Origin of the sequence: Pseudomonas sp. PDM22 (genome assembly GCF_014851965.1) — a bacterium.
In the GTDB taxonomy this organism is placed as follows: Bacteria; Pseudomonadota; Gammaproteobacteria; order Pseudomonadales; family Pseudomonadaceae; genus Pseudomonas.
This window is the reverse complement of record NZ_JACVAR010000009.1, coordinates 57,528-76,866: the sequence shown is the minus strand read 5'-3', so window position 1 is coordinate 76,866 and position 19,339 is coordinate 57,528. Positions and strand designations below refer to the sequence as shown.

Sequence of the window (19,339 nt, the reverse complement as noted above, 5' to 3'; positions counted from 1 at the left end):
TAATGCCTGATGGAAAGCTGACGTCAATGGCCCGATAGCCGGCATTTGCCGGCATTTGCCGGCAATTCGCTCAATAACCGCGAGCCCGACGCTCTCATGGATATCGTCTATGTTTCCTCTCGGCCCGATCGCCAGCGGAATGGTCGGCGGGCCAGTCCCGTGATGAAGCGATAACAACTCAAAGTAGGGAAATGATCATGAGTGAACAGTCCTATCTCGGCTCGATCAGCGGCTGGGCCCCGAACTTCGCACCGCGCGGCTGGATGATCTGCGCCGGGCAGATCCTCGCCGTCCAGCAGAACTCCGCGCTGTTCTCGCTGCTGGGCACCAACTTCGGCGGCAACGGCCAGACCACCTTCGGCCTGCCCAACCTGCAGGGCCGCGTCCCCGTCGGCGTGGGCCAGTCGCCGGGTACATCCATGTACGCGCTCGGCCAGGTGGGGGGCACGGAAAGCACCACCCTGACCACCGCGCAGATGCCGATGCACACCCACGCCGCCACCGGCACCCTCAGCGCCTCGTTGCCGACCAGCACGGCAGCCGCCACCTCGGCCACGCCCAGCGCCACCTCGGTGCTGGCAGCCGCCAATGGCGCCTACGGCCGCGATGCCGTCGACGTGAAGATCTACGCGCCGGCACCGGGCTCGGTGAACCTGCCGCTGTCCAGTTCGGCGACGGTCAACGTCCAGATGACCGGCGGCTCCCAGCCGTTCTCCATCCTGCAGCCGTTCCAGGCCATCAACTACATCATCTGCGTTTCCGGGCTGTATCCCTCGCGCAACTGACGACTCAAGGAGCACCACATGGATGTCGAAAGCTATATCGGCGTCGTCGCGCCCTTTGCCGGCAGCTTCGCGCCGAGAAACTGGATGACCTGCAATGGCCAGCAAATGAGCATCTCGCAGAACCAGACGCTCTACGCGCTGCTGGGCACCACCTACGGTGGCGACGGCGTCAACACTTTCTGCCTGCCCAATCTTGGCGGACGCGCCGGCCTCGGCCAGAACGCCAGCTACCCGCTGGGTGCCGTGGCCGGTACGGAACACACCACCCTGCTCACCAGCAACCTGCCGACCCATACCCACGGCGCCACCGCGGAGGCCACCGTGCTGCTGTCGGAGTCCAGCAGCGCCGCCAGCGCCAGCCAGGCGACGACCAGCGATACGCTGGCGCAGTCGCTGGGGGCCGCCGGGCGTGATGCCGTCACGGTGCAGATCTACGGTCCCGCGCCGGGCTCGGTGCAACTGCCGGCACAGGGGCAACTGAACGTGACACTGGCGGCGGCCGGCGGCAGCCAGCCTGTCTCGATCCTGCAGCCCTATCTGGCGCTGACCCAGTGCATCTGCGCCCTCGGGGTCTTCCCCAGCCGCAACTGATCGACCCGGCCCGCTGCCAGGCCCTAGCTGAACAGGGCCTGGTAGTGGCGCTGGTCGCCGGGCGTTGCCGCCAGCGGCGCCAGGTAAAGTTCGTAATCGCGCCCGCTCGGGCTGCTCAGGCGATACTGGGCCTCGAGCAGCAGTACATTCATCGGCGTGGTGAAGATCAGCGAGAAAGGCGTGCGGAAACCACCGCCGACCTCGCGCCCTTCGATCACGTTGTGCAAAGTCAGCTGGACCGGATCGGGAACGGTGTGCGCAGTGAACACCTGGCCGAGTTCAGAACTGAATGCCTGGGCCGTCAGGCCCTGGAGGTCGATGAGCATGAGGTCACTCCCTGATCGTTGAATGGCAGGCTCCGCCGTCGCGAAGCCTGGAAAACCTGAGCCTGAAAATCTGCCCCTGAAAACCAAGGCCTGGAAAACTACAACAGCCCATGAGCGAGATAAAGACCCGCCCCAGCCTGCTTCGCCGCCCCGCCGACAGCGCCGACGAACCCTGGCTGAAGCGCCTGTTCGCGCAACTGCGCGGCCTGGACGCGGCGCTGATCGCAGCCTGCCCCGCCCTGCTCGACCAGCAGTGGCAACTGCAGCAGCGCATCTTCGCCAGTGACTATCCAGGCGCCCTTACCGAACTGATCCTGCTCGACGGCGAAGCAATCGGCGTGCTGACCCTGGACGACCGCCCGGACAGCCTGCGCATCCTCGAAATCGGTCTCGAACAGCATCAGCGCGGACGCGGTTTGGGTGAGCAGCTGCTGCGCGAGGTCGTCGCCCACGCCGACCATCAGGGCAAGGCGCTTGAGCTCGCGGTGATGCGCCACAATCCTGCGGTGCGCCTGTACCAGCGCCTGGGCTTCGCGAGCCTGGGAGGAGCGCCGGACGAGGCGCAATGGCAGATGCGCCGCGAGCCCGTTCAACCCGCCTGATCCCTGCGCAACGCCTCCAGCTCCCGGTAAGGCGCATCGGCCCAACGAGCCACACTGTCACGCAGTAGCGCCGAAGCGGAGTCGCGCTTGTCGCGGGAATCCGCCACGAAAGCCTCGCCCGGACGCTTGGCATTCTGCCGGCTCACCGCCATGGCCTGCTCGACCTGCCCAGTCGTCAGCCGCAGGCGCTCGCGCAGGCGTCCGCCCAATACCTGCGGCAACTCCTCGTAAGCCACTGCCAGGCCGCCCTGTCCGCGGCACGCTTCCACCGCCAGCGCCAGCAACCGCCCCAGGCGACGAGCGATGTATTCCTCGCGGGGTGCCACCGGCTCATCGACCAGGTTCAACGGCGACGGACTCAGTTGGCCCGGGATCATCTGCATGCCCGGCATCTTCAGGTGCGATGCAGCGATCTCCAGCGGGTCGCGGTAGAGAAATATCCACGGCGTTTCGGGGAAGCAACGGCGAATCAGCGGCAACTCGAATAGATTCCACGCATCGAGCTTCACCACCAGATGCTGCGCCGGCGGCCCCGCGTTCTGCGCCAGCGCTGACAGCATCGCGATGACGGCCCGCTCCTGCTGGCCTGCCTCCCACTCGTGGAGGTAGTGACTGCGCAACAGGCTATCCAGCGGACCGGGCTCGGACAGCACCAGGTGACTGTCGAGCCCGGCGAGCATCTGTGCCAACAGCGTCGAGCCGCAGCGCGAGGCGTGGAAGACCAGCAGGCTCGGAGCCAAGCCGGGGCTCGCGCGCTGCCAATCGAGCAGCTCCGTCAGGCCGGTCTCGCGACGGAACGCCAGGTTGAAAGGCAGGCGCAGGGCCTGCTCCACGTCGTCATGGAAGAATGGTCGGGTCAGGCGCTGCTCGCCGAACCAGCACCAGTCCAGGCGCCAGTCCCGTGCGTCACACCAGGCACGAATGGGCCGCCAGCCACTGAGGTCCAGCACGGGGCTCAGGCTCTCCATTGGTCACTCCAGGCTCTGCGGGCCAGGCGCATCGTGGCGCGAACTTCAGCGGCGGAAAAGTGCAGGTCGCGGGCGGCCCCCAGAGCGACCACCCGCGCGACGAAGTCTGCGCTGTCGGTCATCGAGCGCAGCGCCTGGGCGAGCTCAGGCTCCTGCGCGACCTGCACGCGGAACTGCTCGAATGCCAGGGCCGCTCGACCAGGACGCAGGCTCGGCGTATCCGCCAGCCCCTGCTCGATCAACGCCAGCAGCCAGTCGTTGCGCTGGCAGTCGAGGACCAGATGGATGCGCTCCCCGGGCCCCGGATTGTCGACCCGGTGCGGGCGGGCGAGGTCGATGAACCAGCACTCGCCCGGACGCATCGGCACCTGCAGCCCGTCCACCAGGAACTCGACGCCCTCAGGGCTCAGCAACGGCAGGTGCAGGCGCAGGTCACTGTCGGGCAGCCCCAGATCAGGATCGCAGTGCTCGTGAATCCTCGAGCCGCAGCCCAGGCGCAGCAGGCGCGCGCTACGGATAGTCGTGCGGAAGGCGCCCAGTGCGGCCTGCCAGGCCGCGCTGCGCCGCAACAGGTCGCTGGCCAGCGGTGCGCCCTGCCCCGGCGCCAGCGGCATCAGGGCGTCGTCGGGGGTGATCAGCGCAACGCCGCTCCAGTCTCCTTCGTAGAAGCCACGGTTGAAATGCCCTTGCCACGCCGCCTGGTCCACGGCAGCCAATGCGTCGAGCAACGGCTGCAACGGGATGTCCAGCCCAAGCCGGGCGCAGCGGGGTAACGATGTCGCGCTCATGGAACTCTCCCTGCTCCGAGAAAAGCCGCCGCCTCAGAATCCGCTTTCCCTCACACCCAATGCCGCCAGCCGCCGCCAGGCGAGCCCCAGGATCGACTGCCCACTGCCGTCCAGTACGACCATGCCGCGCTGCGGCTGCGCCAGGGCCCACGGGGCATCGCGCAGGCTCAGGCGCACACCGTACTGCGCCTGGACCGGTTCGGCGCGCTGCTGGGCATCGCGGCGCACGGCAATCGGGCCATGATGATCGGAGCTCAACGCCTCCAGTTCGACGAAGACCGCGCCGTTGGCGTCCACTTCATCGAGCTGCACCGGCACGGCCGGGCGGGCCGGGTCGTCGGCGATGAAACGCCCCTGCGCACCGCTCTGCACACGCCACAGGTCGGCCTCCGCCAGATAACCGCGCAGGCGCAGGCCTGGCTCCACCACACGCACCAGCACATCGGCAGGCTTCAACCATCGGCCCGGGCTCAGGTCGGGCAGCAGGTCGCGGATGACCCCGGCCTGCGGTGCGCGCAGTAGCAGGCGCTCGCGTTGGGCAGCGAGGCCCCGGTACTGGGCCACCGACTCCGCCAGCCGTTGTTCGAGAATGCCGACATCGGCAGCCGTCTCGCTACGGCCCGCCTGGCGGCGCAACTGCAACTGCAGCAGATCGATCTCGCGGCGCACGATGAGCTGTCTGGCATCGAGGTCCGGTGAAGTCAGTTCCAGCAGCAACTCGCCCTGCTCCACCGTCTGGCCATCGCGCACCAGCAGTCGCCCGACCCGGGCAGCCGCCGGTGCATGCAGCGCCACGGCACGCGTCGCCTCCAGCTGCGCCGGCACTTCCACGGCACTGCGCCAGGGCACGATCAGCAGCGCCAGCAGAGCCAGCAGCGCCAGGCCAAGCCCGACGACCTTGCGCGGTGCAGCCTGCTCGCGGCGCTGCCACCATTCCTGCAGCTCCCGCCAGATCGGCAGGCCGATGAACCAGACCAGCTCCACCAGCATCAGGAAGATGCCCAGCAGCTTGAAGAACAGGTGGTAGACCGCCAGGGCGATACCGAAGAACAGCACCGCGCGCCAGATCCACGAGCCGTACCCCCAGATCAGCAGACGCCGGCGCAACGGTAAGGGCCAGGGTTCAGGCATGGGTTCGCCGTAGCCGAACAGCGCCTCGCGCAACCGCCAGCGACACAGGGCGAAAGCCCGCGCCTGGAGGTTCTCCACGCCGAGCAGATCGGTGAGCAGGAAGTAGCCGTCAAAACGCATGAACGGATTGAGGTTCACCAGCACCGTGGTGATCCAGGTGGCGCTGGCCAGCATGAAGGCCGAAGTACGCAGCGGCCCGTCCGGCAGCAGCGACCAGGCCAGCAGCGCAAGCACTGCCAGCACCAGTTCGGCCAGCACGCCACCGGCGCCGATCAACAGTCGTGAGCGTCGGTCGCTGACGCGCCAGGCGTCGCTGACGTCGGTGTAGAACATCGGCAGCATCACCATGAACGCCACACCCATGCTCTGCACCCGGCAACCGGCCCGCTTGGCCATGAAGGCATGGCCGAACTCGTGGCAGAGCTTGGCGAAGGTCAGCGAAACACCGAAGGCCAGCGCCCCGCCCAGGCTGAACAGATGCGGGAAGGTCGCCAGGAAGCGCTGCCAGTCCCGCGCCACCAGGAACAGCCCGAGGGCGAACACCAGCGGCAAGCCCCAGCGCAGTATCCACCCGCCGTTGCGCTGCAGGACCGGCCAGGCGCGATTGAGAAAGGCATCCGGGCGCCACAGCGGAATCCGGAAGAACAGGTACTGGTGCAGCACCTTCTGCCACAGGCTGCGCTTTTGCAGCTGCGCCTTCTGCCCGTAGCTGGCGCGTTGTTCGGCGTCCACGGCGGCGATCAGGTCATGCCCGCGCAGGAAGCGCAGGAACTCCTCCAGCTCCTGCGCCCCCAGGGTCTCGCCGGTTTCTCCATTGGCCGCCCCCAACACCCGCTGCGGGTCGCCCAGCGCCCAGTGGCGCAACAGCCGCACCGCAGCGCCACCGAGTTTGAAGTAGCGCCCGCGCAACGGATCGGCCAGCGTCCATTGCGGTGCCCCGTCCAGCGCAGGTGCGGCCGGCGACAGCTGCAGGTCCGGTCGCAGCGCCGGCAGCATCACAGGCCCAGGCTCTGACGCGCAGCCGCCAGCGGCCGGCGCAACAGGTAATAAGCCAGCGGGGCGCGATCGCCATACAGCTTGGCGGTGCCACGCAGGCCGATGCGCGGGGGCGTCTCGTCGAACGCCGCGTCGAGTCGATACGCCAGCTGCCCGGCGGCAGTGGTCTGGGCCTCGTAGGCCGCGCGCTGCAGGCGAGCGTCATGGCGGCGCAGCGGATCGCTATCGAGCAGCAGCACGACTTCCGAACCTGGCTCGAGGACGATGGCGTCCCCCACCGCCAGGTCGATGCGCAGCTCCGCCTGGTGCGGGTCCGCCAGATCCATCAGGCGCTCGCCGGTCTGCACCGGCTTGCCGGTCCAGCGTTCAGCGTCGGCAAACACCGCAATGCCGTCACGCGGCGCCCGCACTTCGGCACGGGCCAACAGGTCGCGGGCATAGTCACGCTCGGCGCGTTTCTGCTCCACCCGTGCGGCCAGCAGATCGACCTTGGCGCCGGACTCGGCATCGGAGAAAGCACGTTGGGAGTTGGCCTTCAGCTCGGCTTCGGCCACGCCGAGGGAGCGTTCGGCAACATCGGCCTGGGCTTGCAACGTGGTGGCGTCGAAGCGCACCAGCAGGTCGCCGGACTTCACCGCCTGGTTGGGTTTGACCAGCACCTGCTGGATCACGCCATCCAGCGGCGCAGCGATCACCTGGCCATCCAGCGGCACCACTTCGGCCGGCGCCAGCACTGACTGGCGCACGGGCACAAGCAGCAGCAGGCAGAGCACTGCGGCAATCGCCAGCAGCTTCTTCTTTGGCCAGCGCAGCCGCCAGGGCTTGCGCGGCTGCAGGGCCGTCCAGGCATGCGCGTACGCATCGCCCAACTGCACCAGCAACGCCTGCTCTGCCTCGCTCCACGACTGCTCGCGGGCCAGCCAGAGGCCACCGAAGACTGCGCCCTGACGATCAGCCAGCGGCAACCAGAAGACCTCGCCGGCGGAGAGTTCCTGCCAATCGATCTGCTGCTGTGCGCCCAGCTGCTGGAAGTCCACGCGCTGCGCCTTGCCCAGCGCATCGTGCTGGTGCAACTGGCCGCAAGCCTGCTCGACGAAAGCCACGAAGGGAGCGTTGGGCTCCACCACGCTGATGCCGGTGAGTGCCCGGACCTTGCCCGCGATCAGCAGCGCCGCATGGCGGTAACCGAACAGCGCCTGGGCGTCGTTGACCATGTGATACGCCAGCTGCTCCACCGTCGAGCAAGCCCGCGCCTGCCGCTCCAGAGCGAGAAACTGCGCGAAGACCCGCTCGGCCAGACCGACCTGCGGGGCGTTCATGGCGTCTCCGCGAAGCGCGCGGTGCCACTCATGCCAGCCAGCAAGCCCTTGGCGTCCCCCGGCAGCGAAGCGATCAGCGGAAGCATCTGGCTGCCCTCGTCGATCCGCGCGCCCAGGCGTTTGACTTCTACCTGCAGCGGCTGGCCGGTCTCATCGGGCACGAAGGTGAAGGACTGTCCCACTTTCAACCGGGACACCCAGCGCGAAGGCACCAGCAGGCGGATTTCCAGGCTGCGGTTGTCGACGATTTCCAGCAGCGGCGCGCCGCCGGAAACGCTCTCGAAGGGCTGCGCCTTGCGCTGCACGACCTGGCCGTCGAAGGGCGCAACCACCGCACAGCGGCCGACCTGGACCTTGTAGACCTGAGCCTGCGCCTGGGCTTCGGAGAGCTTGGCTTCGGCCAGTGCGACCTCGAAGCGCCCCACGGAGTTGAGCGCCGCCAGCTGGCGGTTGTGACCCAGCTGTTCGCTGGCCGCCTTGGCGCCAGCCTGGGCGGCGTTGAGCTGGGCCTGATAGGCCGAGCAGTCGAAGCGCACCAGCACATCGCCCTTGCGGAAGGACTGCCCATCGGCGAACGGCATTTCCAGGATGCGCCCGGACAGCTCGCTCGACAGCATCGCCTGGTCCCGCGCCCGCAGGATGCCGCGGACATCGCCCGAACCAGCGGAGGACGGCGGGCTCGACAGCAAGGGGTCGTCCTGAGCGGGGTCCGCGGCATAGGCCGCTCCCGCCACGCACAGCGACACCCCAAAACCCAGCCAGATCCCTTTATGCATTGTCAGCTCTCCCTGCAGATCGGCGGAGTCTACGGTACTCCGCAAGCGGCGGATATTGGCCGCAGCAGAATTCCTCCGTAGGCTTGGCTGCCGGTCGGCGCCGGCGAAAACCCGGCTCAACGCGGCAACCGCTCTAGGCCGGGCCCATCGGACAGACCTCAAGGACGACAGGCAAATGGATGCAGCCAAGCTCGATTACCAGCGACTCCACAGCGAAGGTTACGCCCTGCTGCGCCAGGCGATCCCGCGCGCCCTGCTGGAGGAGCTGCGCGCGGCTTTCGATGCCAACGTCCTGCCCTCGGATCGCTGGCCCGTGCCCCGTGGCGTGGACTGGCGCCACGCGCAGATCGACCTGGAGCCCTGCGCCCAAGCGGCTTGTCGACTGCCGCCGCTGCTGGAAGCAGCCGGCGCGTTGATCGGCGAGCGATTCTTCCTCGCCCAGGCAGAGGGACGTGAACCCCTGCCCGGAGGCGGCCATCAGCAACTGCACCGCGATCTGTCTGCCCGGCGTCCGGGGGACATGGTCAGCGCCCTCGCCTTCCTCGATGACTTCTCGCCAGAAAACGGAGCCACCCGCCTCGCCCCCGGCAGCCATCGGCACGCCCCTGGCCAGCCACCCTTCGACTTCCTTGACGAGTCCCACTCCCTGCAGTTGAGCGGCCGGGCCGGCGACATCCTGGTGTTCGACGTCGACCTCGTGCACGCCGGCAGTCTGAACAGCAGCGGCGCGCGGCGCCGCACGCTCCTGATCAGCTACCGGGCCGAGCCTCTCTATGCAGCGCACCTGGAGACTTTGGGCCTGCGCAATGTGCGAATGGACACCGCCGAGCGTTTCGATCCGCCGCAGTCGTGCTGAGCGCTACGCCGACTAGCCGGCAACCGCAGCGGACTTCTCCCCCAGCCGCTGGACGAACCGCTGCAGATCGATGATCGCGCGACGATGGGTGCCGGCGCCGATGACGCCCGCCTCGTCGCGGCACTCGACCCGGAACACCAGCGACTTTCCATCGATGGCAATGAGCTCCACCGCCGCCGTCACCTTCAGCCCCACCGGCGTGGCAGCGATGTGGCTGACATCCACCTGGGTGCCCACCGTGCGCTGCTCAGGTGTGAGGAAGGGCCGCAGCCCTTCGATGCAGGTCTGCTCGATGAAGCCGATCATCATGGCGGTGGCGAACACCGGCGGCATGTCGGCAAAGCCAGGCCAGTCGGTCGCCACCTGGGGCACCGTGTGCCGCTGCGCCACGATCAGGGTTTCATTGTGAGTCAGTCCAACGGCAAGCACTGGCGGGTTCATACGCGTCCGATCCTCATGTTGATGGGCCAACTGACCCGGTGCCGCGCAGTGGGATCGCCCCAGCGCTCGGCCATGTCGGCTGCGAAGTCATGCAGCAGGTCTTCGCGCCCGGCCTCGCGGGCGCTGCGCACCGCCGACCAGGTGGAGACGTAACCGAGGAACTCCCCTAGGTTCCACTCCAGGCGAATGGCGATCTCCGGGCCGGGAAACTCGGCGAAGGGGAAGTCGAGGGTGGCGTAGCCGCTGTCCACCAGCTTGCGTTCAGCCGGCCAGTAGGGGCCGATCTCCTTCCAGTAGAACTGCTCGAAGCGCTCGCCCAGCGCCCCCTCCAGCCGGAGCACGCCATAGCTGATCAGCGCCAGGATCGCGCTGGGCTCGGCGACCCGCCGCACTTCGGCGTAGAACCTCGGCAGATCGAACCAGTGCGCGGCCTGCGCGGCGGTGATCAGGCTGGCGCTGCGGCTGAGCAGCGGCAGGTCCTCGGCCGGGGCACAGGCGTAGTTGACGTTCTCCTGCGGCGCGGTATGGGCGATCTGGTCCGCACTGGGATCGAAGCCGACCACTGCATTGAAGTGCTCGGCCAGTTGCCGGGTCAGTTGGCCGCTGCCGCAACCGACATCGACCGCGAGCACCCGGTCGGGTGCCATCGCTGCCAGATGGGCGGCCAGCTCGACGGGATATTCGGGACGGAAGCGCGCGTAGGCCTGCCCACCCTGGTCGAACCAGTTACGCAGGTCGCTCGACGGGTTACTCATGGCTGGTGGCTCCTGTCTTCAGGGCTTGCTTGGCGTGGCTCAGACGCTCGGAGAAGCCCTGTGCTTCCAGGGCGCGTGCGGCGTCTTCCAGCACGCGACGCAGCGGATGGCCGATCTCGGTTTCCAGCTGCTCGATGGCTTCGAAGGTCGCCGCCCAGTGGGTGTTGAGCTTGCTCACCAGCTTCTTCCCTACCGGCGTCAGTTGCAGCACGCTCTTGCGGCCGTCTTCGGCGCGCTGGCGGGTGATCACACCGTCGGTTTCCATCTGGCCGACGGTCTGGCTGATGGCGCCCTGGGTCAGGTGGGTACGCGCGGTGATCTCGGTGACCGTCTGCGCCCCGGAACGGATGGCGCGCAGCACCGGCGTGTAGCGGGCCCGGTAGTTCATACCCATCTGCTGGTAATGCTCCTCGGCGCCCAGCTCTACCAGTTCCGAGACGTAGCGCAGCAGTTCACCCAGGCCGGGTTCGTTCTTTCTGTTCATCGCAGCCCTCTCCATCGAGGGCTTCAAATTACATTAGCGCTAATGCAAATGGCAAGCCGGTACGCAGATGAAAGCGGCAGGACCGGCCAGAGCTTGCGCCCTGCCCGGTCCATTGCGCGGTCAGACCTGAGCCATGCCGCCGTCGACGAACAGTTCGATGCCGTTGATGAAGCTGGCGGACTCCGAAGCCAGGAAGGCCACCGCCTTGCCGATCTCCCGCGGCTCGCCCAGGCGGCCCAGCGGCACCTGGCTGGCCAGCGCGTCGAACAGGCCCTGGCGTGCCTCCTCGGGCACCAGGTCGCCCAGGCCGGGAGTGCGCACCGGGCCGGGGCTGACGACGTTGACGCGGATGCCACGGTCCTTGAGGTCAAGTGCCCAGGAGCGGGCGAAGTTGCGCACGGCGGCCTTGCTGGCGCTGTAGACGCTGAAGTTGGCGGTGCCCTGGATCGAGGTGGTGGATGAGGTAAGGATTACCGACGCACCGTCGGTCAGCAGCGGCAGCGCCTTCTGCACGGTGAACAGCACGCCGCGCACGTTGGTGCCGAAGATGCGGTCGAAGTGCTCCTCGGTGATCGCCCCCAGCGGCAGCATGTCGCCGCCGCCGGCGTTGGCGAAGAGGATGTCCAGGCGACCGGCGGACTTGGCGATCTGCGCATACACCGCATCGAGATCGGCGAGCACCGAGGCGTCGGCACGGATGGCCGTGGCGGCCGGGCCGATGGCTTCCACGGCGGCGTCCAGTTCGGCCTGGCGGCGGCCGGTGATGAACACCCGGGCGCCTTGCGCGGCAAGCTCCTGGGCGGCCCCGAGGCCGATGCCAGTGCTGCCGCCGGTGACCAGTGCAACTTTTCCAGTGAGGGACTTGTTCATGATGAGCTCCTGAGATTCGCGGTTGAGGGTTCTGCCTCGCAGCCTGCGTCTGTCGCGGTTTTGCGGTGAGGCATGGCGCTACTCTAGGGCCCGTCGATTGATGGAAAAAGCGCATACAATGGAATGACTATCCATATCCATGGATAATCAGATGATCCCTTCAGAGGAATTTCCATGGATCAGCTCCAGGCCATCCGCGCCTTCGCCCGCGTCGTGGAGGCCGGCAACTTCACCCGCGCCGCCGACTCGCTGGACATGCCCAACGCCACCCTGAGCAAGCTGGTGCAGGAGCTGGAAGCGCACCTGGGCGTGCGCCTGCTGCAGCGAACCACGCGGCGCGTCACGGTAACGCCGGAAGGCCAGGACTATTACGCCAAGGCCACCCGCGTGCTGCGCGACCTGGAAGACATCGACTCGACCTTCAACATCGCCCGCAGCAAGCCACGCGGCCACCTGCGCATCGACGTTGGCGGCTCCACCGCGCGGGACGTGCTGGTGCCGCTGCTGCCGGACTTTCTCGCGCGCTATCCGGACATCCGCATCGACCTGGGCGTGTCCGACCGCTCGGTGGACCTGATCGGCGACAACGTCGATTGCGTGATCCGCGGCGGCGCGCTGGACGCCTCGTCACTGGTGGCGCGCGGTATCGGCCAGGCAACCATGGTCACCTGCGCCTCACCCGAATACCTGCGCCACAACGGCATCCCCGCCTACCCCGAGGAACTGCGCAACGGCCATCGGCTGGTCAGCTACCTGTCGCCGCAGAACGGCCGGGCGGTGCCCTTCCGCTTCGAGCGCGACGGCGAACGCAGCGAGCTGAAGCTCGAACACCGCATAGGCGTCAACGAAAGCAACGCGCACCTGGCCGCCTGCGTGGCCGGCCTGGGTATCGTCCAGACCTTCTCCTACGCCGCCGGCGCCGCCCTGCGTGATGGCTCGCTGGTGGAGATTCTTGCGGACTGGCGCCCGGCGCCCTACCCCTTCCACGTCGTCTACCCGCACAACCGCTACGTCACGCACCGCCTGCGGGTGTTCATCGACTGGCTGGTCGGGTGCTTCCCGACGAAGGTCGCCGGCTGAGTCCTCAGGGCTGCTTGTCCGCTAGCGCCTCAAGCAGCTCGGCCGAAGGCACGAAGAACAGGCTGCCGGTCACCGCCTTGCTGTAGTCCAGCAGGCGGTCGTAGTTGCCGGCCGGGCGGCCGACGAACATGTTTTCCAGCATCTCCTCCACCGGCGCCGGCGAGCGCGCGTAACCGATGAAGTAGGTACCGAACTCCCCGGCTCCGGGCCGGCCGAACGGCATGTTGTCGCGCAGGATCTTCACCTCCTGGCCGTCCTTCTCCAGGGTGGTCAGCGAGCTGTGCGAGCAGCTGGGCTTCACATCGTCGCCCAGCTCGATGTCGGCCAGCTTGGTGCGCCCGATGATGCGTTCCTGGGCTTCGGTGGAGAGCTGGTTCCAGCCGGTCATGTCATGCAGGTACTTCTGCACCAGCACATAACTGCCGCCGGCGAAGCCCGCGTCCTCGTCGCCGATCAGGGTGAAATGCGCGACCTCGCGGCCTTCCGGATTCTCGGTGCCATCGACGAAACCGATGATGCTGCGCATGTCGAAGTAGCGGAAGCCCTGCACCTCGTCGACCACCGTGACCGCATCGCCCAGGCGCCCCACGAGTTGCGCCGCCAGCTCGAAGCACAGGTCCATCTGCTCGGCGCGGATGTGCAGCAGCAGGTCGCCCGGCGTGGACACCGCGACCCGCTCGCCGCTGCCGATCTCGCGGAAGGCATGCAGGGACGCCGGGCGTGGAGCGCCGAACAGCGCATCCCAGGCCGCCGAACCGAAGCCCACCACGCAGGACAGGTTGCCCGTCGGTACACGCTTGCCGACCGAGCGCACCAGCGCGGAAACGTCTTCGCAGAGTGCGCGCACCGGGCTCCAGTCCTTGCCCGGCGTCAGGGTGGCGACGAGGAAGATCGCGCTGCGGGTGATCGGGCTATCGACGGATTGGGGTTCGGGGGATTCGTTGAGCATGGTTTCCATTCGCCGCCAGTGGAATCAGGGGGATGAGATTATCAAAGCAGCCCGCTCGCAGCGTTGACAATGCGGGTTGCAAAAACAAAGGGCCGGTCTTTCGGGCCGGCCCTTCGTTCAAACGGATGCAGCGTCGCTCCCTAGCGCATCGCCGCCAGCTTGATGCCAAAACCAAGCAGGCAGGCGCCGGCCAGGCGCTCCAGCAGATTGGCTACCCGCGGGTTGGCGCGCATGCGCTCGGCCAGCTTGTGGGTCAGCAGCACAGCCACCAGCCCATAGAGGAAGGTCACCACCGCCACGGTCGCCGCCATGAAGGCGAAGGTCACCAGCCCCTGGTGCTTCACCGGATCGACGAACAGTGGCAGGAAGGCCATGTAGAACACGATGGCCTTGGGGTTGAGCAAGGTGATCAGCATCGTCTGGCGCAGGTAGTGACCGTTGTCCATGCGGCTCTGCCGCGGCGCATCACTTGGCTTGCTCATCAGCATGCGCAGGCCCAGCCAGGCCAGGTACCCCGCGCCGAGCCATTGCACCGCGTGGAAGGCCGCCGGGTAAGTCGCGAGCAGCGTCGCCACGCCCGCCACCGCCATCCACAGCAACACCTGGTCGCCGAGGATCACCCCGCAGGTCGCCGCGAGGCCTGCCTTCACACCGCCCTTGCCGGTCGCGGTGATCAACGCGAAATTGCCCGGACCGGGAATTGCCAGGAGCACCACGAAGGCAATCAGGAAGGCGCCGTAATCGGTCACTCCGAACATGGGGGAAGCTCCAGGGCAGGACAAGGCGAGACTTTAAGCGTGCAAGTCTATCACCCAGGGTTGCATGGGGCGCCCTTCGCACCATCGCCCGGCTGCTGCAGGGCGATGGCAGCTTTCGGCTGCGGACCCAGCAGGTCGACGCAACAGCGCACTCAAGGCAAAGGCTTCGGCGCTCCGTGCACGCCAGGGGCCGGCCGCTCAGCCTTTCGGCGCCTGCAATTGCCCTACGGCACCGAGGAAGATCTTCAGGGTCGCCTCCACCACCACACCGATCGGCGCCGAGTAGCGGCTGCGCACCCAGGCCGCGGCGGCATGGATGGCGGAGCCGGCCAGGGCCGCCCCGACCAGGGCCATCTCACGCGGATCATGGGAAGTGATCGGCACGCCCGCGCGCTCGAGGTACTCCATCATCAGCTCGGCGAACTCGCCCATGTGACGGCTGTACAGCTCGTCGACCCGCGGGCTGACACCCAGCACTTCGCGGTGGGTCACCTGGGCGAACTGGGGATTGGTCATGGCTTCGAAGAAGCAGGTCAGGCCCGCACGCAGGCGTGGCTCGACACCGCCCTCCGCCGCGTCCAGCACCTGGCTCAGGCGCTCCCGGTAATCGCCCATGAGCTGCTCGTAGCAGGCCACCAGCAGGTCCTCCATGGTCGCGAAGGACTCATAGAAGTAGCGGTTGGTCAGGCCCGTCGCCGCCGTGAGGGTGCGCATGGTGGTGGCGTGGTAGCCCACGGTACCGAACAGCTCGATACCGGCCTCGATGAAGCGCTGCCGCCGCTGGGCGGCTCGCTCGGCCACTGCCACACCGGAATAGGTGCGCTCCGCCGACGCATCGGCGGGGGAAGGTAATTCACTCATGGCGAAATCTTACTCCTTGACAACAAGCGTTGTCACACTCCAGAGTTAATTGACAACAATCGTTGTCACAACCGTTCGTTGTCACGGCCATTCGTTGTCACAACCAGGGTGCAACTCGATGACTACAACAAAAAACCACTGTCTTGCTTCCGTTGACGTTCTGATCATCGGTGCCGGCATCTCCGGCATCGGCGCCGCCTACCACCTGCAGAAGGACTGCCCGACCCTCTCCTACACCATCGTCGAGGCGCGCGCCGACCTGGGCGGTACCTGGGACCTGTTCCGCTATCCGGGCATCCGCTCCGACTCCGACCTCTTCACCTTCGGCTATGGCTTCAAACCGTGGAAGGAGAACAAGGCTATCGCCGACGGTGCCTCGATCAAGGCCTACATCGCCGAAACCGCCAGGGAGAACGGCATCGACAGGAACATCCGCTTCCAGCACCGGGTGACCGACACCGACTGGTCGAGCGAACGCCAGCGCTGGCAGGTCACGATCCGCCGCGAAGACACCCAGGAAACACAGGTCATCGAGGCGCGCTGGATCTTCACTGCCGCCGGCTACTACCGCTACGACCAGGGCTTCGCTCCCGACTTCCAGGGCCAGGACGAATTCCGGGGGCAGATTGTGCACCCCCAGCACTGGCCGGAGAATCTCGACTACCGCGGCAAGCGCGTGGTCGTCATCGGCAGCGGCGCCACCGCGGTGACCCTGATTCCCTCGATGGCAGACGAGGCCGCGCACATCACCATGCTGCAGCGCACACCGACCTACGTGCTGCCGGTGCCCGCACAGGACCCGATCGCACGCCGGCTGCGCCCGTGGCTGGGCGTCGACCTGGCGTTCACCCTGACGCGCCGTTTCAACATCGCCAAGCAGCGCTGGGTCTACGCCTTCTGCCAGCGCTTCCCGAACAAGGCGCGCGAGATCATCCACAAGCTGAACACGCGGATGCTCCCCGAAGGCTACCCGGTGGACGTTCACTTCAACCCACCCTACAACCCCTGGGATCAGCGCATGTGCGCAGTGCCCGGCGGCGACCTGTTCCGGGTGATTTCCTCGGGCAAGGCGTCCATCGTCACCGACCACATCGAGCGCTTCACCGCGACGGGCATCCAGCTTCGCTCCGGTGAGCATCTCGAAGCTGACCTGATCGTCACCGCCACCGGCCTCAACCTGCAGCCGTTGGGCGGCATCCAGCCGAAGATCGACGGTCAGCCGGTGCCGCTGTCGCAGTGCGTCACCTACAAGGGCATGCTGCTCAGCGGCATCCCCAACTTCGCCATCGCAATCGGCTACACCTCCTCGTCCTGGACACTGAAGATCGGCCTGCTGTGCGAGCACTTCACCCGGCTGCTCGGCTACATGCACAAGCGCGGGTATGAGGTCTGCACCCCTAGGGCCGACCCGTCGATGAAGACCGAGCCGCTGCTGAACTTCGGTGCCGGCTACGTCCAGCGCTCCCTCGACAAGCTGCCCCGGCAGGGCAGCACGCAGCCCTGGTCCATGTCCTGGAACTACGCCGCCGACGTGAAGGTATTCCGCAAGGGCCGCATCGACGACCCGGCCCTGGAGTTCGTCTCCGCCAAGGCAGGAGGAGCCCGCGCATGAGCCTGGCCCTGCACGAAGAACGCTTCGCCACACTGCCCAACGGCCTGCGCCTGTGCTACTCGGAACACGGCAGCGAAGCCGCGCCGGCGCTGGTGCTGATCGCCGGGCTCGGCCTGCAGATGGTCTACTGGCCCGCCGCGCTGATCGACCGACTGGTGGAGAGCGGGCTGCGGGTGATCTGCTTCGACAACCGTGACGCCGGGCGCTCCGGCCGCAGCTCGACGCCTCATCCGAGCCAGCTCCAGCAGTTGCGCGGCAAGGCGCCGGACGCCTGCTACGGCCTGGAACAGATGGCCGACGACACCGCCCAGTTGCTCGAGCACCTGAATATCGGCGCCGCCCACCTGGTCGGCATGTCCATGGGCGGGATGATTGCCCAGACCCTCGCCTACCGCCATCCCGGCCGGGTGAAGTCGCTGGTGTCGATCTTCTCGACCACGGGCAACCGCCGCGTCGGGCAGCCTGCGTACTCGACGCTCTGGCGCCTGTCGCGGGCCAAGGCGCCGAAGTCGCGGGACGAAGCCATAGCCAGCTACAGCGCCATGATGAGCCACATCGGCGATGCCAACGCGCCGGATGCCCTGGCCCAGTGGCAGGACTACTCCGCGCTGGCCTGGGTGCGCAACGGCGAACGCGCCGACGCCAGGGCGCTGTTCCGGCAGATCGGCGCGATCCTGCGCTCCGGCGACCGCACGGCCCAGCTGAAAACCATCAGCGCGCCCAGCTTGGTGCTGCACGGCGACCTCGACCGGATGGTCCACCCCAGCGGCGGCGAAGCCACCGCCCGGGCGATTCCCCGCGCGACTCACCAGGTAATCCGCGGCATGCGCCACCAGATCGACTCGTTCCAGGCGCATCAGCTCTCGCGCCTGATCGCCGACCACATCCAGCGCACTCAGGACAACTCTCATGAAGCTCGATAATCAGGTTGCCGTACTCACCGGGGCAGCCAGCGGCATCGGTCGCGCACTCGCCGAGCAACTCGCCGCGAAAGGCTGCCACCTGGCCCTGGTCGACCGCGACGAAGCCGGCCTGCGCGAGACCCTCGCCCGCCTCCCGCGCACCGGCCGCCACGTCAGCCTGCATGTGCTCGACCTGGCGCAACGGGATGCTGTTCGACAGCTCCCGGAGCAGGTGCTGCAGGAACACCCGACGGTCCACCTGGTAATCAACAACGCCGGTGTAGCCGTCGGCGGCAGCTTCGACCGGGTGAGCGAGGAAGACTTCGACTGGCTCATGGCGATCAACTTCCACGCCGTCGTCGACATCACCCGCGGCTTCCTCCCGGTACTTCAGCGCAACGGCGCGCCCGGCAAGTTCGTCAATGTCTCCAGCCTCTATGGTCTGGTCTCCCCGCCCGGCCAGGCCGCCTACAGTGCGAGCAAGTTCGCCGTGCGCGGTTTCAGCAATTCCCTGCGTCACGAACTGCGCGGCAGCAACGTGGACATGATGGTCGTCCATCCGGGCGGCATCGCCACCTCCATCGCCACCAATGCCAAGGCGCCGAAGGACATCGACCCGGCCGAGGTCGAGCGCCAGCGCAAGGAGATGAACCGCCTGCTGCGCATGCCACCGCCCAAGGCCGCCGGCATCATCCTCAACGGCATCGAGAAGGACCGCGCGCGGGTCATCGTCGGCATGGATGCGCTGATCCTCTCGCTCATCGAGCGGCTGGTGCCGGTGAACTACTGGGGCATCATCGAGCGGCTGATGAACCAGCGCAGCAGGACGAAGTAGAACCCATCCCCTGCAGGCAGAACCCGAGGCCAGCCCTGCTGGCCTCTTTGCTCCGCACCGAATCCGACGCGTGCGGCGTTCGCTGCGCCGGTCAGGGAGGAGCCGGGAGGCGAATAGAGCAGGAGCATCGAGCCTGAACCGGCACCAGCCTGCGGCGATCCGCCGGCGCGCCGGGTATGATCGGGTTTCCCCAAACTTCAGCGAGCCCCCGAACGTGAGCAGCACCCTTCCCTTCGGCACAGGCGATGCCTCCTACCAGGCCGCTGGCGGCATCGACGGCCTGCGCCGCCTGGTCGATGACTTCTACCGGTTGATGGATGAACTCCCGGAAGCGGCCAACCTGCGCCGCATGCACCCGCAAAGCCTGGAGCAGTCCCGCGACAAACTGGCCTGCTTCCTCAGTGGCTGGCTGGGCGGCCCAAGGCTGTTCAGTGAAAAATATGGTTCGATCTCCATCCCGTCCTTCCACGCCCAGTGGCCCGTCGACGAAGCTCTCAGCGCCGCCTGGCTGGGCTGCATGGAGCGCGCCATTGCCCTGCAGCCCTTCTCCCCGGAGTTCGCCGACTACCTGCTGACGCAACTGCGCGTGCCGGCGCACCGGGTGGTGCAGGCGAGCCAGGCGCGGCACAGCTGAGCCACCTCCGTCGCCTGCCC

At 67.3% G+C, this 19,339-nt stretch carries 22 protein-coding genes; 9 read left to right on the top strand and 13 right to left on the bottom strand.

Annotated elements, in window-relative coordinates:
* Positions 1 to 197 precede the first annotated feature (197 nt).
* Together IB255_RS26685 and IB255_RS26680 are read left to right on the top strand one after the other, a co-directional pair.
* On the top strand, positions 198 to 785 hold the full coding sequence (locus IB255_RS26685) for a phage tail protein (RefSeq protein WP_081516911.1): 588 nt from the start codon (positions 198 to 200) through the stop codon (positions 783 to 785).
* Positions 786 to 803: 18 nt separating this feature from the next.
* Positions 804 to 1,376 (top strand): phage tail protein, encoded by a 573-nt coding sequence (locus IB255_RS26680; protein WP_081516910.1) that lies wholly within the window; start codon positions 804 to 806, stop codon positions 1,374 to 1,376.
* Positions 1,377 to 1,399: 23 nt separating this feature from the next.
* Here IB255_RS26680 and IB255_RS26675 read toward each other — a convergent pair whose 3' ends face one another.
* Positions 1,400 to 1,702, bottom strand: coding sequence for a DUF6916 family protein (locus IB255_RS26675; RefSeq protein ID WP_081516909.1), 303 nt, complete (start codon positions 1,700 to 1,702; stop codon positions 1,400 to 1,402).
* Between the two features lie 110 nt (positions 1,703 to 1,812).
* Here IB255_RS26675 and IB255_RS26670 point away from each other — a divergent pair, with 110 nt between their 5' ends.
* Positions 1,813 to 2,304 (top strand): GNAT family N-acetyltransferase, encoded by a 492-nt coding sequence (locus IB255_RS26670; RefSeq protein ID WP_081516908.1) that lies wholly within the window; start codon positions 1,813 to 1,815, stop codon positions 2,302 to 2,304.
* Here the strand turns inward: IB255_RS26670 and IB255_RS26665 are convergent.
* Genes IB255_RS26665 through IB255_RS26645 form a run of 5 tightly spaced genes read right to left on the bottom strand, consistent with a single transcriptional unit; the run spans position 2,292 to position 8,282 of the window.
* Positions 2,292 to 3,272: a sulfotransferase gene (locus IB255_RS26665; RefSeq protein ID WP_151186806.1), complete on the bottom strand. Its 981-nt coding sequence runs from the start codon at positions 3,270 to 3,272 to the stop codon at positions 2,292 to 2,294. The genes IB255_RS26670 and IB255_RS26665 overlap by 13 nt on opposite strands.
* Complete coding sequence (locus IB255_RS26660) at positions 3,260 to 4,060, bottom strand: aspartyl/asparaginyl beta-hydroxylase domain-containing protein (protein ID WP_081516906.1); 801 nt, start codon at positions 4,058 to 4,060, stop codon at positions 3,260 to 3,262. The genes IB255_RS26665 and IB255_RS26660 overlap by 13 nt, the downstream gene beginning before the upstream one ends.
* Positions 4,061 to 4,093: 33 nt before the next feature.
* Positions 4,094 to 6,190: a biotin/lipoyl-binding protein gene (locus IB255_RS26655; protein WP_177429476.1), complete on the bottom strand. Its 2,097-nt coding sequence runs from the start codon at positions 6,188 to 6,190 to the stop codon at positions 4,094 to 4,096.
* Positions 6,187 to 7,506 carry an efflux RND transporter periplasmic adaptor subunit gene (locus tag IB255_RS26650; RefSeq protein ID WP_081516904.1) on the bottom strand — a complete coding sequence of 440 codons (1,320 nt, stop codon included), beginning with the start codon at positions 7,504 to 7,506 and terminating at the stop codon, positions 6,187 to 6,189. Before IB255_RS26650 ends, IB255_RS26655 begins: the two co-directional genes overlap by 4 nt.
* A complete protein-coding gene (locus IB255_RS26645; protein WP_192211094.1) occupies positions 7,503 to 8,282 on the bottom strand; it encodes an efflux RND transporter periplasmic adaptor subunit in 780 nt (259 codons plus the stop codon). The genes IB255_RS26650 and IB255_RS26645 overlap by 4 nt, the downstream gene beginning before the upstream one ends.
* A 175-nt stretch (positions 8,283 to 8,457) precedes the next feature.
* Here IB255_RS26645 and IB255_RS26640 point away from each other — a divergent pair, with 175 nt between their 5' ends.
* Positions 8,458 to 9,138, top strand: a complete 681-nt coding sequence (locus IB255_RS26640) for a phytanoyl-CoA dioxygenase family protein (protein ID WP_081516902.1) — start codon at positions 8,458 to 8,460, stop codon at positions 9,136 to 9,138.
* Between the two features lie 12 nt (positions 9,139 to 9,150).
* Here IB255_RS26640 and IB255_RS26635 read toward each other — a convergent pair whose 3' ends face one another.
* From IB255_RS26635 to IB255_RS26620, 4 genes are all read right to left on the bottom strand, one after another.
* Positions 9,151 to 9,579, bottom strand: a complete 429-nt coding sequence (locus IB255_RS26635; RefSeq protein ID WP_081516901.1) for a thioesterase family protein — start codon at positions 9,577 to 9,579, stop codon at positions 9,151 to 9,153.
* Entirely contained in the window at positions 9,576 to 10,334 is a 759-nt protein-coding gene (locus IB255_RS26630) for a class I SAM-dependent methyltransferase (protein ID WP_081516900.1), read from the bottom strand. The genes IB255_RS26635 and IB255_RS26630 overlap by 4 nt, the downstream gene beginning before the upstream one ends.
* The gene (locus IB255_RS26625; protein WP_081516899.1) at positions 10,327 to 10,818 is read right to left on the bottom strand and encodes a MarR family winged helix-turn-helix transcriptional regulator; all 492 of its coding nucleotides are present in this window, start codon (positions 10,816 to 10,818) and stop codon (positions 10,327 to 10,329) included. Before IB255_RS26625 ends, IB255_RS26630 begins: the two co-directional genes overlap by 8 nt.
* Before the next feature lie 120 nt (positions 10,819 to 10,938).
* Positions 10,939 to 11,688 (bottom strand): SDR family NAD(P)-dependent oxidoreductase, encoded by a 750-nt coding sequence (locus IB255_RS26620; protein WP_081516898.1) that lies wholly within the window; start codon positions 11,686 to 11,688, stop codon positions 10,939 to 10,941.
* Between the two features lie 174 nt (positions 11,689 to 11,862).
* Here IB255_RS26620 and IB255_RS26615 point away from each other — a divergent pair, with 174 nt between their 5' ends.
* The gene (locus IB255_RS26615) at positions 11,863 to 12,768 is read left to right on the top strand and encodes a LysR family transcriptional regulator (RefSeq protein WP_081516897.1); all 906 of its coding nucleotides are present in this window, start codon (positions 11,863 to 11,865) and stop codon (positions 12,766 to 12,768) included.
* Positions 12,769 to 12,772: 4 nt separating this feature from the next.
* Here IB255_RS26615 and IB255_RS26610 read toward each other — a convergent pair whose 3' ends face one another.
* From IB255_RS26610 to IB255_RS26600, 3 genes are all read right to left on the bottom strand, one after another.
* Positions 12,773 to 13,717, bottom strand: coding sequence for a Dyp-type peroxidase (locus IB255_RS26610; RefSeq protein WP_081516896.1), 945 nt, complete (start codon positions 13,715 to 13,717; stop codon positions 12,773 to 12,775).
* Between the two features lie 140 nt (positions 13,718 to 13,857).
* Positions 13,858 to 14,475, bottom strand: coding sequence for a LysE family transporter (locus IB255_RS26605; RefSeq protein WP_081516895.1), 618 nt, complete (start codon positions 14,473 to 14,475; stop codon positions 13,858 to 13,860).
* A 198-nt stretch (positions 14,476 to 14,673) separates the two neighbouring features.
* Positions 14,674 to 15,336 (bottom strand): TetR/AcrR family transcriptional regulator, encoded by a 663-nt coding sequence (locus tag IB255_RS26600; protein WP_081516894.1) that lies wholly within the window; start codon positions 15,334 to 15,336, stop codon positions 14,674 to 14,676.
* Positions 15,337 to 15,454: 118 nt separating this feature from the next.
* On the opposite strand from IB255_RS26600, the gene IB255_RS26595 reads away from it, so the two are divergent.
* From IB255_RS26595 to IB255_RS26580, 4 genes are all read left to right on the top strand, one after another.
* Positions 15,455 to 16,948, top strand: a complete 1,494-nt coding sequence (locus IB255_RS26595; RefSeq protein WP_192211093.1) for a flavin-containing monooxygenase — start codon at positions 15,455 to 15,457, stop codon at positions 16,946 to 16,948.
* Entirely contained in the window at positions 16,945 to 17,871 is a 927-nt protein-coding gene (locus tag IB255_RS26590; protein ID WP_192211092.1) for an alpha/beta fold hydrolase, read from the top strand. The genes IB255_RS26595 and IB255_RS26590 overlap by 4 nt, the downstream gene beginning before the upstream one ends.
* Complete coding sequence (locus IB255_RS26585; RefSeq protein ID WP_192211091.1) at positions 17,858 to 18,685, top strand: SDR family NAD(P)-dependent oxidoreductase; 828 nt, start codon at positions 17,858 to 17,860, stop codon at positions 18,683 to 18,685. The genes IB255_RS26590 and IB255_RS26585 overlap by 14 nt, the downstream gene beginning before the upstream one ends.
* Before the next feature lie 214 nt (positions 18,686 to 18,899).
* Positions 18,900 to 19,319 (top strand): group II truncated hemoglobin, encoded by a 420-nt coding sequence (locus tag IB255_RS26580; protein WP_081516890.1) that lies wholly within the window; start codon positions 18,900 to 18,902, stop codon positions 19,317 to 19,319.
* Positions 19,320 to 19,339 lie beyond the last annotated feature (20 nt).